The sequence below is a fragment of the Streptomyces sp. NPDC001828 genome (genome assembly GCF_042892175.1).
GTDB lineage: Bacteria > Actinomycetota > Actinomycetes > Streptomycetales > Streptomycetaceae > Streptomyces.
This window is the reverse complement of record NZ_JBIATV010000011.1, coordinates 274703-288674: the sequence shown is the minus strand read 5'-3', so window position 1 is coordinate 288674 and position 13972 is coordinate 274703. Positions and strand designations below refer to the sequence as shown.

The window sequence follows — 13972 nt, the reverse complement described above, 5'->3', positions numbered from 1 at the left end:
GGCGCCCGTCAGCCGGTGCTGACCTCGGACCGGTCGCCGCCCCACAGCGTGTGGAACGAGCCCTCCCGGTCGGTGCGCCGATAGGTGTGCGCGCCGAAGAAGTCGCGCTGGCCCTGGGTCAGCGCCGCCGGGAGGCGCTCGGCGCGCAGCGCGTCGTAGTACGCGAGCGCCGCCGAGAAGCCGGGCACCGGCACGCCCTGACGGGCGGCCGCCACGATCACCGCACGCCAGTCGTCCTGCGCCGCGCCGATCTCGTCGCCGAACCGCTTGTCCGAGAGCAGGCTCGGCAGTTCGGGCTGTGCGTCGTAGGCGGCCCGGATCCCGTCGAGGAACGCGGCCCGGATGATGCAGCCCGCGCGCCAGATCGCCGCGACCGCGCCGGGGTCGACGTCCCAGTCGTAGTTCTGGCTGCCCGCCTGCACCTGGTGGAAGCCCTGCGTGTACGACACGATCTTGGACGCGTACAGCGCCTGCTCCACCTGCGCGGCGAAGGCCGCGGCCTCCGCCTCGCCCAGCGGGTTCGCGGCCGGCCCGGTCAGGGAGCGGGCCGCCTCGCGCAGCTCGGCATGGCCCGAGAGGGACCGGGCGAACACGGCCTCGGCGATGCCGGACACCGGGACCCCGAGGTCGAGCGCGATCTGTACCGTCCAGCGGCCGGTGCCCTTCTGCTCGGCCTGGTCCTCGACCACGTCCACGAACGGCTTGCCGGTCTCCGCGTCGACGTGCGCGAGCACCTCGGCGGTGATCTCGATCAGATACGAGTCGAGGCGGCCGGTGTTCCAGTCCCGGAACGTCTCGGCGATCTTCGCGGGGGAGTAGCCGGCGACCGTGCGCAGCAGGTGGTACGCCTCCGCGATGAGCTGCATGTCGGCGTACTCGATGCCGTTGTGCACCATCTTCACGAAGTGGCCCGCGCCGTCCGGACCCACGTGGGTGACGCAGGGGGAGCCGTCCGGGGCCTTCGCCGCGATCCGCTCCAGGAGCGGGCCCAGCGACTCGTAGGACTCGGCGGATCCGCCCGGCATGATGCTCGGCCCGTGCAGCGCGCCCTCCTCGCCGCCCGAGATGCCGACACCCACGAAGTGGATACCCCGCTCGCGCAGCTCGCGTTCGCGCCTGCGGGTGTCCTCGAAGTGCGCGTTGCCGCCGTCGATGATCACGTCGCCCTCTTCGAGGAGCGGCGCGAACTCCTGGATCACCGCGTCCGTCGCGTCGCCCGCCTTGACCATGATGACGAGCCGGCGCGGGCGCTCCAGAGCGGCCACGAAGTCCTCGGGCGACTCGGCCGCGACGAAGGTGCCCTCGCCGCCGAACTCCTCGACCAGCGCGCGGGTCTTGGCGGCCGTCCGGTTGTGGACGGCGACGGTGAACCCGTTGCGTGCGAAGTTGCGGGCGAGGTTGCGGCCCATGACCGCGAGTCCGGTGACGCCGATCTGGGCTGTTCCACTCATGCGTGTGTGCTCCTGGATCCTCGGGGTGCGCGGCGCCACGAGCGTCCGTCATGGCGCGCGTTTGGCGCCCACCCTACGGAACGGGCCACGTCATACGGCACGGTCGGGATCCCCGACACGGCGTGCCGAAAGTCCTCACTCCCCTGAAGGCTTCCCTCCGCTTGTCCGACCCCTTGTCATGACCTGTTCGCAGCCCCTACTTTGGCGGCTCTTGGAGCCTTCGAGGGGGACTCATGGCCTTACGCGGCCGGCACCGCCGGTACCAGCCGAGCCGGATCAACCAGGCGTCCCTGACGGTGACGGCCGGCGGGGTGGGCATGGCCCTCCCGCTGATCGCGGCGGGGTCCGCCGACGCCGCGTCGGTCGACGTGTGGAACAAGGTCGCGGCCTGTGAGTCGACCAGCAACTGGCACATCAACACCGGCAACGGCTTCTACGGCGGGCTCCAGTTCACCCAGTCCACCTGGGAGGCGTACGGCGGCCGCCAGTACGCGGCGCGCGCCGACCTCGCCGGCCGGGACCAGCAGATCGCGATCGCCGAGAAGGTGCTCAAGGGGCAGGGCCCCGGCGCCTGGCCGGTCTGCTCGGGCGAGGCCGGTCTCACCCGGGGCGGCGCGGCCCCGCAGCTGACCACGACGGCCGAGATCAGACCGCAGGCGGCGCACAAGACGCCGAAGTCCCCGGCGAAGCCCCCGGCCGCCAGGCCGTCCGCCGCGAAGAAGGCCGAGCAGGCCGGCCCCACCAAGGTGCCGGGCAAGCGGGAGTCCTACACCGTCCTGCACGGCGACTCGCTGTCCCTGATCGCCGAGCGCGAGCGCGTGCAGGGAGGCTGGCCGCACCTGTACGCCGAGAACCGCACGGTCGTCGGCGCCGACCCGGACCTCATCCGCCCCGGCCAGCACCTGACCCTGCCCGGCGGCGCCCCGGCGAAGCCGACGGCCCCGCCGAAGAGCACGGCGAAGCCCGCCGCGAAGCCTCCGGCCGCCAGGCCCGTGGCGAAGGCCCCGGCCAGGTCGGCGGCGTTCACGGCGCCGGTCGACGCCAGCCCCAGCACCCCGTACCACAAGGCCGGTTCGTCGTGGGCGAGCGGCTATCACACGGGCGTCGACTTCCCCGTATCCACCGGCACCTCGGTGAAGGCGGTCACCTCCGGCACGGTCGTCTCGGCCGGCTGGGGCGGCTCGTACGGATACCAGGTGGTGATCCACCACCCCGACGGCCGGTACAGCCAGTACGCCCATCTCTCGGCGGTCAACGTGAAGGCCGGGCAGAAGGTCAACACCGGCCAGCGGATCGGCCGTTCGGGTGCGACCGGCAATGCCACCGGGCCGCATCTGCACTTCGAGATCAGGACCGGGCCGGCCTACGGATCCGATGTGGACCCGCTGGCCTACCTGAGGGCGGGCGGCGTCGCCGTCTGATCCGGGGTGCCCTCCCGGCGCCCGGCGGATCCGGGCTCCGGAGGCATGCCCGCGGCCGAGGTCAGGACCGGCCTGTCGAGCCGGGCGGCGTGCAGACGCTCGGTGGTGAGCAGGATCAGGCCGCCCGCGGCCACCACGCCGAAGCCCAGCGCGATCGCGGTGCCCGCGGTCCCGTACCGGAACGATTCGCCGAACAGGGTCAGGCCGATGGCCGCGGCGACCACCGGGTTGACGACGGTGACCGTCGCGAGGGGCGCCGCGAGGCCCGCGCCGCGGTAGGAGGCCTGCGAGAGCACGAGGCCCGAGAGCGCGAACACGGCGATCGCGAACAGGATGGGCAGTTCCGCGAGCGGCAGGCCCGAGCGCCAGTCCTCGGCGACGGACTTGGTGAACACCGAGGCCAGGGCGAAGGCGGCGCCCGCCGCCGCGGCGAGCAGCACGCTGCGCGTGGCCGCCCGGCGCAGGGCCTTCGACGCCACGAAGAGCGCCGCGACCGCCCCGAGCCCGGCCGCGGCGAGGATCAGGCGCGGACCCATGGCGACGGCGCCCGCGTCCGCCCCCTTCGTCAGCATCAGGAGGCCCGCGAGGCCCGCCGTGGCCATGACCGCCCCGCGCCAGGCGGCCGCCCCGGCCCGGCGCCGGATGAACACGGCCGACATCGGCAGCGCGAACACGATGGTGAGCGCGCCCATCGGCTGCACCAGCGTGAGCGGGCCGTAGGCCAGTGCCGCGACATGCAGGGCCGCGCCGAGCCCGTTGAGCGTGACCGAGCCCCACCACGCCGGGCGGCGCACGGGGGCGTACGCGCTGTTCGGGGTGGACGCGGCGACGCGCTCCTGCACGATCGCCGCCGCCGCGTACGCGACGGCGGAGACCAACGACAGCAGCACGGCCAGGACAAGGGCGCTCATGGCTCCACGATGTCTCGTTGCGGACCCCGTGTCGTCGTCCCTGAGCACCGATCGACGAGTACTCCAGGAGGAGTAGGGGCGTACGACCAAAGTCGTCCCAGATATCGGACTTTCAGTAAAACCGCAGCTCAAAAGGGGCGTCAAGGGGATCGGAAGATCACCTTCCAGCGCGCGCGGCGGCGCCTGGCACCGACCGGCGAACGCCCTGTCCGCAGGGGTGGAACCAGCCATCCATGAGTTCGTGCCACAGTGGCACGAACTGACATCCATGGACGGGCGGGGCAGTGCATCCGGAACAGCTGGCCGAGGTCTCATCGATCGGGGGCTTCTTCGCCCTGCGGACCGGCCGGGCCGCCGGCCCCCACCTTCCCCTGGCCGCCCTGTACGCGGGGGAGACGGCGCCCCTGAGCGCCCGCGTCGACACCGTGGCCGCCCGGCTCGGCGCCCCCGAGCGCCGGGTCGCCGCGTCCATCGCCCACCTGGGCCTGGCCGCCCGGCTCTGGTCGATCGCGCTCGGCCCGGCCGCGCTGCACGGCGTCCTGCCGGACCTCGCCCCGGACCGGCTGTGCTGGGACGGCGGCCGGACCTCGCCCGACGATCTGCTGCTCGCGCCCGGCGGCCAGGACCGCGAGGCGAGCCCCGAAGGCCTCGTCGAACGCGTCCTGGAGGGCCATCTCGCCCCGCTCGCCGAGGCGTTCCGCCGTGACACCCCGGTGTCGTACGGGCTGCTGCGCGGCAACGCGGGCTCGGCCCTGGCCGGCGCGGTGCGCGAACTCCACGGCTGGGCACGGAAGTCGGGTCGCCCGGAGGTGGGGGAGCGGGCCCTGGAGCTCGGTGCCGCGCTGTTCGCGCATCCCCAACTGGCCGACACCGGCGCCCTGTTGGACGGCCCGGCGTTCCGCAGGCGCAGCTGCTGCCTCTACTACCGCTGCCCCGGCGGCGGGCTCTGCGGCGACTGCGTCTTCGAGCGCCCGCCCCGGCGGCCCTCCTCGCCCGGCGGTGCGACCGGCTGACCCTCGCGCATGCGTCAGGATTCCTTGACAACCTCGGGCTGTCAGGGAATCCTGACAGTCATGGGAGCTGAGGACACACCGGCCTCGCTGGCCGGACAGGTCACCAACAAGGACCCCGCCGTCGGCCTGGCGGCGGTCGTCGCACTGCGCCGCCTCCTGGAGGAGCTGGAGCGCGTCCACGTCGACAACGCCCGGGAGCAGGGCTGGTCCTGGCAGAGCATCGCGACGTCGCTCCAGGTCAGCAGGCAGTCGGTGCACGAGAAGCATGCGAGCAGGCGCAAAGCCACGGGCAAGGAGGACTGAAGGTGTTCGAGTTTTTCACCGACCAGGCCAAGCGGGCGATCGTGGCCTCGCAGGACGAGGCCATCGCGCTCGGCCACGACTTCATCGGCACCGAGCACATCCTGCTCGGACTCGCCGGAACCGACGGCATCGCCCGCGAAGCCCTGACCGCACGGGGAGCCGAGGTGGAGCCGCTGCGCGCGGAGACCGTACGGATCCTCGACGCGGCCGGGGTGCCGAGCACCGGCGGCCGGCCCGCCAAGGACGCGCTCGCCTCGATCGGCATCGACGTCGAGGAGATCAAGCGCCAGGCCGACAACGCCTTCGGCCCCGGCGCCTTCCAGTACCCCCGGCCCGCCTACACGCCCCGCGCCAAGACCGTCCTGGAGGCCACCCTGCGCGAGGCCAAGGCGCTCGGGCACGACCGCTTCGGCACCGAGCACATGCTGCTCGGCCTCCTGGCGGCGGGCGACGGCGGCCGGGGCCTCCAAGTCCTCGCGGCGCTCGGCGCGGACCCGGCGGGGCTGCGCGAGGAGACCCTGGCCCGGGTCGCGCCCGGCGATGCGTAGCGGCGCGCCCACCCCGTAGGGGCAGACGGCGCAAGGGAGTTGGGGGTCCGGCCGTCCGTCGCGCCGGGCCCCCGGCCCCGTCCACACCCTTGACGCGTACACGTGCCCCGCGCGTTCTCCGGTTCGGATGCATGGGTTCGCGGGCCGTCCTCGGGGGGTCCGCGAGGAGCTGGTCGCAGGCGACACAACCCCCAGAACGAGCCCGACCTCATCGCCCCGTACACGTATCTCTCCACGGGCCGGCCCTGGCGGACCACCGATGTGGTGCACGCGGCGCTGACGCTGTTCACGGACGCGCCGACGGGGACGACCGGAAACGACGACCTCGGCACGATGTCCGCCTGGATGGTGCTGTCCTCGATCGTCGGACGCGCCGCCCCCGGTCCGCTGAGCGGATCCCCCGCCGCCGCCCGCCCCCGCCTCCCCGGGGGCGGGCGGTTTGGTGACCGGGGGGATCGCTCCGTACCATGGCGCTTTTGGGAACTTGATACTCGGACTGATCGAGGAACACAGCGGCGATGACGGTGACAGAGGACTTCCAGGGCCAGGAGCAGGGCCCCGGTGTCGACGAGCGGCCCGCACAGGGCGTTGACCAGGACTTCGGCCCCGGCATCGACCCCGAGCGGCTCGCGCTCTGCCTGAGCGTGCTGGCCGAACTCGACCAGATCGACGTCGACCACCCCGACGCGATCGCCGTGCGCCGCGCCACCGCCGGCGTCTACCGCACCGTGAAGCAGCGCCGCCGCCAGGAGCGCCGGGCCGCCAAGACCGCCCACGACCGGGCCGTCACCGAGGCGACCGCGACCGGCTCCGCCGAGCGCATCGACGACGAGACCGAGGGCCTGCTGCCCAGCTCCTCCGTCACCGGCGAGATCGCGGGCATACTCCAGCGCCCCCGCTCCTGCTACATCTGCAAGGGCCGGTACGTCGAGGTCGACGCGTTCTACCACCAGCTGTGCCAGAAGTGCGCCGCCGAGAACCGGGCCCGCCGCGACGCCCGCACCGACCTCAGCGGCAAGCGCGCCCTGCTCACCGGCGGCCGCGCCAAGATCGGCATGTACATCGCGCTGCGGCTGCTCCGCGACGGCGCCCACACCACCGTCACCACCCGCTTCCCCAAGGACGCCATCCGCCGCTTCAAGGCGATGGAGGACTCCGGTGACTGGATGCACCGCCTCGAAGTCGTCGGCATCGACCTGCGCGACCCCGCGCAGGTGGTCGCCCTCGCCGAGCGGACCGCGGCCCAGGGCCCGCTGGACATCCTGATCAACAACGCCACCCAGACCGTGCGCCGGCTGCCCGCCGCCTACGCGGCCCTGGTCGACGGCGAGGGCGCGCCGCTGCCCGCCGGTGAGCTGCCCGCCCACGAGGTCATCGGAGCCTTCAACTCCGGCGCGGTCGACGGCCTGACCGCGCTGCCCGTCGGCACCTCGGGCCTCGACGCCCAGCGCGTCGCCGACCTCGCCCTGGTCGCGGGCAACGCCAGCATCGCCAAGCACCACGACGGCACCGCCCTCGACGCGGGCGGGCTGCTTCCGGACGTCGTCGACACCAACACCTGGGTGCAGTCCATCGACCAGATCTCGCCGGTCGAGCTGCTCGAAACCCAGCTGTGTAACTACACCGCGCCGTTCATCCTGATCAGCAGCCTGCGCCCGGTCATGGCCGAGGCCGCCCGCAAGGCGCCGAACGGCCGCGCCTACGTGGTGAACGTGTCCGCGATGGAAGGCGTCTTCAGCCGCGGCTACAAGGGCGCGGGACACCCCAACACCAATGCCGCCAAGGCCGCCATGAACATGGTCACGCGGACCAGCGGCCAGGAGATGTTCGAGAGCGACAAGATCCTGATGACGTCGGTCGACACCGGCTGGATCACCGACGAGCGCCCGCACCACGACAAGCTGCGGCTCGCCGAAGAGGGCTTCCACGCCCCGCTCGACCTGGTCGACGGCGCCGCCCGCGTCTACGACCCGATCGTGCGCGGCGAGCTGGGCGAGGACCTGCACAGCGTCTTCCTCAAGGACTACGCCCCCGCCAACTGGTAGCCCGCGCGTTCATCCGGAGGGCGGCACGCACACCGGCGTGCCGCCCTCCGGCGTCAACGGGGGCCGTCCGCCTGCCGGTTGACCCCGGCAGCGACGAGTTCGAGGACCGGACGCCAGTCCTCCATCACGCCCACGTCGAGCCCCACGACCTTGCCCGCGTCATCGGCCTGCCGCAGTACCACCGCGTCCTCGGCCAGCGGATCCCGCGCGAAGGCCGCCGCCTCCTCGGGCCCCATCACCCCGCCCTGCGCCCGCAGGGTCAGCGCGCTCTGCGGCGAGAGCGTCCGGTCCGGCTCGACGGCGGCCAGATACCGCTTGGCCGGCACGTGCAGCCGGACGAGCCCCGCCACCCGGTCGCCGAGCAGCGGGCGCACCGCCCGGGCCGCCGTGTCGGCGTGCCCGGCGTCATCACCTGGATGGAGTAGATGTCCGAGGTCGTGCACCAGGCCCGCGACCTGGAGTTCCTTGTCGGCCGGATGGCCACGCCGCAGCAGGTGCGCGGTCTGGAGGGCGTGGTCGTGGAGATCGACCGGATCGCCGCTGCGGTCGGGGGTGTCCCAGGCGCCCCGGCACGCGCCGAGGAGCTCCATCAGCTCGTCGACCGAGCCCACGGTCCGGTCCGGAACGGCTCTGCTCGACAGCTCCATGTGGTCTCCTCCCCGCGCGCGGCAGCCGACCCCATCAGCAGATCATGGCGGGGTGAACATCGGGCTGAACGCCCGGCGAAGGAAAGTTGACGCAAAGGAAGTGGCCCTATCGAGCGCTACCGCGCTCATTTGGTTACTCTAGTGCGAACGGTAGCCACAGCGGGTCCACCAACCTTCGAGGCCCGTTCCGGATCCGTCCCACAACCTGTGGCCGTGATGCGGACAGAGTGCCGGCGCCACCGCGTCAGAACTGCCCTAGCCCCTGCCTTCGGGCGGACACCGGGTCGGAGAACGACGCAGGCCGGGACGCCCAGGGTTACGCGACACAGAGGAGTGCGCGGTGACACCAGAGACCACAGAGCGCGAACGTCGGACGCCGGAACGCGGTGGCGAGCGGGCCGGACGGCCCGAGAAGCTCCGCAACATCGAGGTCTGGGCCCGCTCGGCCCCGATCCGTCTCGCGGGCTACGAGGAGGACCTCGCCGAGCCGCACATCCTGCCCGGCATCGACTGACCCGCGACGAACCCATCGGTCCGTGCCCCCTGCCGCCGGGGGCACGGACTTTCGTGCTGCCCGCCCGGCCCGCGAACGCCGTGCCCCGCCCGCGAGTTGGGGGTGCCGCAGGGATGCGATCCGGCCTTTTACGCCCTGTCGCCGGCGAGACCCCCGGGGCAGGATGACCGGATGTCCGAGACACCCGGTGACTCCACCGCCTTCCACGACCTGTCCGCCTTCCTCGCGACCCCGCGCGTCAACGGCCTCGCGCTCTCCCCCGACGGGCGGCGGCTCGTGGCAGCCGTGCAGAGCCTCAACGCCGAAGGCGACGCGTACGTATCCGGCCTCTGGGAGCTCGACCCCGCCGGCGCGCGCGAACCCCGCCGTCTGACCCGGTCCCGCAAGGGCGAGTCGGCGCCCGCGTTCGCCCCCGACGGCACCCTGTACTTCCTCTCCGGCCGGGCCGACAGCGACCCCGCCACGGCCGAGGAGACCGACGAGGGCTCGGCGGTGTGGGCGCTGCCGGAGAGCGGCGAGGCCGCACTGACGGCCCGTCACCCCGGTGGCATCGCGGGGTTCTGCCTCGCGAGGGACGCCGACACCCTCGCCTACACGGCGGGTCTGCTGCCCGGCGCGGCCGACGCCGCGGCGCACGCCAAGCTGCGCAAGGACCGGGCCGATGCCAAGGTCACCGCGATCCTGTACGAGTCGGGGCCCACCCGGTACTGGGACAGCGACCTCGGCCCGGACGAGCCGCACACCTTCGTGCGCCGCGCCCGGGAGGCGCACGGCTCGCCGGTCGACGCCGGCGGGCAGGGCAGCGTGAGCGAGGCCGAGACCGCGCTCTCGCCGGACGGCACCCGCGTCGCCCACACCCGCTTCCTCATCGGGCCGGTGCCGGACCGCAACCGCACCGTCGTCGTGATCGCCGACGCGGCCACCGGCGAACAGCTGCGCGTGATCGACCGGGACGGATTCCTCTACAGCGCCCCGCTGTTCACCTCCGACGGCACCGGCCTGATCTGCACCCGCCAGCTGATCGAGACCTACGAGACGCCGTACTCCTACACCCTCGTACGCGTCGACCTGGCGAGCGGGGCCGAGAGCGAGCTCGTGCCGGACTTCGAGAACTGGCCCATCGGCGTGGCGGTCTCGCCGCGTCCCGACGACGCGGCCGTCTGGTTCGCGGCCGACGAACTCGGCCACTCTCCCGTCTTCCGGCGCGACCCCGACGGCACGGTCACCCGGCTCACCGCCACCGGCACGTACACCTCGCTGCGCGTCGCGCCGGACGGGCGCACCCTGTACGCGCTGCGCAGCGGCGTCGACTCGCCGCCCACCCCGGTCCGGCTCGACGCGGCCGCGCCGGACCAGGAGCCCGTGGTGCTCAAGGCGCCAGGCGGGGCGGGCCGGCTGCCGGGGACGCTGACCGAGGTGCACACGGTGGCCGACGACGGATTCCCGCTGCGCTCCTGGCTGGTGCTGCCCGAGGGCGCGTCCGCCGAGCGGCCCGCGCCGCTGCTCGTCTTCCCGCACGGCGGACCCGAGACGTCCTGGAACGCCTGGACCTGGCGGTGGAACCCGTGGCCGTTCGCGGCCCGCGGTTACGCGGTCCTGCTGCCCGACCCCGCGCTCTCGGCCGGCTACGGGCCCCGGATGCACGAGCGCGGCTGGGGCCAGTGGGGCGGGCAGCCCTACCGGGACCTGATGGCGGCGACGGATGCCGTGGAGGCCCGCCCCGACATCGACGCGGCCCGCACCGGTCTCGCGGGCGCCTCGTACGGCGGCTACATGGCCAACCGCATCGCCACGCTGACCGACCGGTTCAAGGCGATCGTCTCGCACGCCTCGATCTGGGACCTGCGGTCGTTCCAGTCGGACTCGGACGCCTCCGACTACTTCCGGCGGATCTTCGGCGACCCGCTGACCCGGCCGGAGCGCTACGAGGCGAACTCGCCGGCCCTCACGGCCGACCGCATCCGCACGCCCATGCTGGTCGTCCACGGCGCCCGCGACTACCGGGTGCCGGTCGGGCAGGGCATGGCCCTCTTCCAGGACCTCCAGCGCTGCGAAGTCCCGGCGAAATTCCTGTACTTCCCCGACGAGAGCCACTGGGTCCTGGCCCCGAACCACGCCCGCCTCTGGTACGCGACCCTGCTCAACTTCCTCGACCACCACGTGCTGGGCGAGGAGTGGCAGCGGCCCGAACTGGTGTGAGGGCGCGCCGAGTTGGGCGTCAGGACACGTCCGGCACGAAGAGGCTGAGTTGGTACGACGTGGGGGACCGCAGCCGTCCGCACGCCATGTCCACGCGGATCATCGAGGGATCGGTCACCTCTCCCTCGGCGCACATGCGTCGCACCTGGGCGCGCAGCTCGGTCTCGTCCTGGGTCGAGAACACCGGCTTCCAGTGCCCGGCCTGAGGGGAGCGCGCCTGAGCGGCGCGCTCCCGCTGTCGTTTCCGCTTGCGTTGCCCCGGCACGCCCACAGGATGCCGGGGCGCCCCTCCCAGGACAAGGTGTGCGATCAGCGAGGTCGGTCACGATGGCGGGGGTCGCCCGTCTGCCCTCGTCCGTTTGCGCGCGGCGCGAGGCTGCGGCACACAATGAGGGGCAACTCGGGGCGTACAGCTGGGAGATCCACGTGCCCTCGACCCTGCGCAGAATCGCCGCTGCCGCCGCCGTACTGTCCGTCGGCGCCTTCGCCGCCGGATGCGGCGGCGGTGCCAGCGGCGCCGACAGCCGGCAGGACCTCAACCTCCAGCCGATCGCCGCCGCCGGACCCGACCCGTTCACCCAGTCCACGGCCGATTCGACGGCGACTCCCACCCCGGCGGCGCCGTCCGCCACCCGGAGCCCGGCGCCGGGCGTCCAGGTGACGCGCACCGTCTCGGGCGCAGCGCCCGGCCTGTACGGCGGCACCCAGTCGGTGGCCAGCTGCGACGTGGAGAAGCAGATCCGCTTCCTCGGCGGCGACCGGGCGAAGAACCGGGCCTTCGCGGACGCCGCCGGGATCGACCCCGCATCGGTCGCGCGCTTCCTGCGCGGTCTGACGCCCGTCGTGCTGCGCAACGACACCCGGGTGACCAACCACGGCTTCCGCGACGGCTCGGCCACCAGCTTCCAGTCGGTGCTCCAGGCCGGCACCGCCGTCCTGGTCGACGACCACGGCGCGCCGCGCGTGCGGTGCGCCTGCGGCAACCCGCTGAAGCCGCCCAACAGCCACCAGGGCGAGTGGAACGACAAGGGCAAGCCGTGGCCCGGCTACCACGCCGACCGGGTCGTCGTGGTGCGGCCCACCACGGTGGTCATCAACAACCTCATCATCGTCAACATCACCAACAACACCTGGATCGAGCGGAAGACCGGCGACGACGGCCGGCGGGACCGCGAGCGCCCGGACATCCAGATCGACCCGAACAAGCCGCCGGTCACCCTGCCGCCCACGCCTCCGGCGAGCCCCAGCACCTCGCCCCCCATCAGCTCGCCGCCGCCGAGCCCCGACTGCCCGACGCCGACGCCGACCGTGACGGTCACCGAGACGCCCTCGCCCGCCGCACCGGACTCCGCCCCGCCGGCCAGTCAGCCCGGCGCCGCGACCCCGAGCGGCTGCCCGACCGCCACCACGACGGTCACCGCCACGCCGAGTCCCTCGACGCCATCGCCGTCACCGAGCCCCTCGACGCCGTCGCCCCTGGTGCCCTCGACCCCGGAGTCGAGCCCGTCCGGCGACATGCCCTCGCTGCCGACGGACATCCCGACGGATCTGCCGAGCGGGGACTCCGGCATCGTCCCGCCGTCCCCGGAATCGGAGAACGTCTGAGGCACAGCCGTTCCGAGGTCACCGGCGGGCCGCCGGTGACCTCGGCGCACGACACGGGCTGTGACCCGGGGATGTGACGGAAAGACGGACCAAGAGGTGCATATAGGCTGCGTCCTTTGTGCCGTTGTCCTCGCCGTCGTCCTCCCTCAAGCAGCCAGGAGAGTCCTCCGTGACCGTCGCCATCGACCTGCCCGAGCCGTCCGCACCCCCCGCCGCCGAAGTCCACGCCGGCGTGACGGCCGACCCGGTCCACGACAGCGTCGTGCGCGACGCCCGCGAGTTCGGTGCCTACGCCCGCACCGGCGGCTGGGCGTTCGCCCTCAAGGTGGCGCGCAGCGTACGGCCCGGCGGGCAGGCGGCCGACGAGACGCCCAAGATCTCCGCGAAGGAGTTCAGCGAGCTGGCCGGCTGCTCGGCCGAGCGCGTCATGCGCTACTACAAGGCGTGGGACAAGGCCTCCGACGACGGGCTCGTCCCGCTCTTCGAGGCGCTCGCCCCCGGCGAGGACATCGAGCTGCCCGACGCGGACGTGTGGCTCACCTACTACTCCTCCCGGTCCAGCGCGACCTCCGAGCGCGGCACCGCCATCACCGCCGCCGCCGAGGCCGAGGGCATCCGGCCGACCAAGGCCCTTGAGGTCGCCGAGAACCCGACCGCCCTGCGCGCCGCGATCCTGGCCGACCCCGGCACCGCGCAGGCGGCCCGCTCCGCGCTCCTCGACCGGCTCAAGGACGACCCGGCGCTCCAGACCGAGCTGGCCCGCGACATCGCCCGCACCGACGAGCTGAAGAAGGCGGTGGCCTCCGAGACCAGGGCCGCCGACCGCATCGGCTACGTCCGCCAGATCGTGGAGAACGGCCAGATCAGGACGCCCGCGGGACAGACCGTCGAGGCGCCCGCCGAGCTGCGTGCCGAGGCCGAGCGCCACCTGTCCCTGCTCGACGAACTCGACGACTCGGAAGAGGCCGGCGAGTGGGCGACCGAGGCGTACGACACCGTCAAGGGCCTCGTCGTGCAGGCCGTGGAGGCCGACCCCGAGCTGCGCGTCCAGGAACGCCGCACGAAGTTCTACAGCAGCCTGCAGAAGGCGACCAAGGTGTTCGAGGAGCTCACGCTCGACGACGCCGACGACATCTACGAGGACGACATGGTCCAGCGCCTCGAAGCCCTCCAGAGCGCCATCGGCAGCTGCATCACCGCCCTGCGCAAGGCCTCCCCGGCCCACTGACCGCGCGGCCCCGCCCGCCCCCGCCCGCCCTCCGCCTCCCCGGCCCCTCCCTGATGCGCGCGCTCCTGGCTGCGCCTAGCGTGGCCC

Annotated in this window: 13 protein-coding genes and 1 pseudogene; 10 read left to right on the top strand and 4 right to left on the bottom strand. The window is 73.2% G+C overall.

Features of this window, described 5'->3' with window-relative positions; translation table 11 throughout:
- Positions 1 to 8: 8 nt before the first annotated feature.
- Positions 9 to 1451 (bottom strand): NADP-dependent phosphogluconate dehydrogenase, encoded by a 1443-nt coding sequence (gndA, locus tag ACFYZA_RS28640; protein WP_388493488.1) that lies wholly within the window; start codon positions 1449 to 1451, stop codon positions 9 to 11.
- 233 nt (positions 1452 to 1684) lie between these two features.
- Between gndA and ACFYZA_RS28635 the strand changes: the two genes are divergently transcribed.
- The gene (locus ACFYZA_RS28635) at positions 1685 to 2872 is read left to right on the top strand and encodes a transglycosylase family protein (protein ID WP_388493487.1); all 1188 of its coding nucleotides are present in this window, start codon (positions 1685 to 1687) and stop codon (positions 2870 to 2872) included.
- On the opposite strand, the gene ACFYZA_RS28630 is transcribed toward ACFYZA_RS28635, so the two are convergent.
- Positions 2842 to 3783: a DMT family transporter gene (locus tag ACFYZA_RS28630; protein WP_388493485.1), complete on the bottom strand. Its 942-nt coding sequence runs from the start codon at positions 3781 to 3783 to the stop codon at positions 2842 to 2844. The genes ACFYZA_RS28635 and ACFYZA_RS28630 overlap by 31 nt on opposite strands.
- 284 nt (positions 3784 to 4067) lie before the next feature.
- On the opposite strand from ACFYZA_RS28630, the gene ACFYZA_RS28625 reads away from it, so the two are divergent.
- The 5 genes and pseudogenes from ACFYZA_RS28625 (at position 4068) to ACFYZA_RS28605 (ending at position 7692) form a co-directional block, all read left to right on the top strand.
- Positions 4068 to 4796, top strand: a complete 729-nt coding sequence (locus tag ACFYZA_RS28625; RefSeq protein ID WP_388493483.1) for a (2Fe-2S)-binding protein — start codon at positions 4068 to 4070, stop codon at positions 4794 to 4796.
- 60 nt (positions 4797 to 4856) lie between these two features.
- Positions 4857 to 5099 (top strand): hypothetical protein, encoded by a 243-nt coding sequence (locus ACFYZA_RS28620; RefSeq protein WP_114039424.1) that lies wholly within the window; start codon positions 4857 to 4859, stop codon positions 5097 to 5099.
- A 2-nt stretch (positions 5100 to 5101) separates the two neighbouring features.
- The gene (locus tag ACFYZA_RS28615; protein WP_382586267.1) at positions 5102 to 5647 is read left to right on the top strand and encodes a Clp protease N-terminal domain-containing protein; all 546 of its coding nucleotides are present in this window, start codon (positions 5102 to 5104) and stop codon (positions 5645 to 5647) included.
- Between the two features lie 183 nt (positions 5648 to 5830).
- Positions 5831 to 6010 (top strand): annotated as a pseudogene (locus ACFYZA_RS28610) (glycoside hydrolase domain-containing protein); the annotation flags it as partial.
- A 155-nt stretch (positions 6011 to 6165) separates the two neighbouring features.
- Positions 6166 to 7692 carry an SDR family NAD(P)-dependent oxidoreductase gene (locus ACFYZA_RS28605; RefSeq protein WP_382586270.1) on the top strand — a complete coding sequence of 509 codons (1527 nt, stop codon included), beginning with the start codon at positions 6166 to 6168 and terminating at the stop codon, positions 7690 to 7692.
- A 53-nt stretch (positions 7693 to 7745) separates the two neighbouring features.
- Here ACFYZA_RS28605 and ACFYZA_RS28600 read toward each other — a convergent pair whose 3' ends face one another.
- The gene (locus ACFYZA_RS28600) at positions 7746 to 8339 is read right to left on the bottom strand and encodes an inositol oxygenase family protein (protein WP_388493480.1); all 594 of its coding nucleotides are present in this window, start codon (positions 8337 to 8339) and stop codon (positions 7746 to 7748) included.
- Positions 8340 to 8679: 340 nt separating this feature from the next.
- Here ACFYZA_RS28600 and ACFYZA_RS28595 point away from each other — a divergent pair, with 340 nt between their 5' ends.
- Entirely contained in the window at positions 8680 to 8853 is a 174-nt protein-coding gene (locus ACFYZA_RS28595; RefSeq protein ID WP_167152006.1) for a hypothetical protein, read from the top strand.
- Positions 8854 to 9024: 171 nt separating this feature from the next.
- Positions 9025 to 11052: a prolyl oligopeptidase family serine peptidase gene (locus ACFYZA_RS28590; protein ID WP_388493478.1), complete on the top strand. Its 2028-nt coding sequence runs from the start codon at positions 9025 to 9027 to the stop codon at positions 11050 to 11052.
- Positions 11053 to 11071: 19 nt separating this feature from the next.
- Here the strand turns inward: ACFYZA_RS28590 and ACFYZA_RS28585 are convergent, their stop codons facing one another.
- A complete protein-coding gene (locus tag ACFYZA_RS28585) occupies positions 11072 to 11317 on the bottom strand; it encodes a hypothetical protein (RefSeq protein WP_382586281.1) in 246 nt (81 codons plus the stop codon).
- 161 nt (positions 11318 to 11478) lie between these two features.
- Between ACFYZA_RS28585 and ACFYZA_RS28580 the strand changes: the two genes are divergently transcribed.
- Entirely contained in the window at positions 11479 to 12657 is a 1179-nt protein-coding gene (locus ACFYZA_RS28580) for a DUF6777 domain-containing protein (protein ID WP_388493476.1), read from the top strand.
- 169 nt (positions 12658 to 12826) lie between these two features.
- On the top strand, positions 12827 to 13885 hold the full coding sequence (locus tag ACFYZA_RS28575) for a hypothetical protein (protein WP_388493475.1): 1059 nt from the start codon (positions 12827 to 12829) through the stop codon (positions 13883 to 13885).
- Positions 13886 to 13972: the final 87 nt, after the last annotated feature.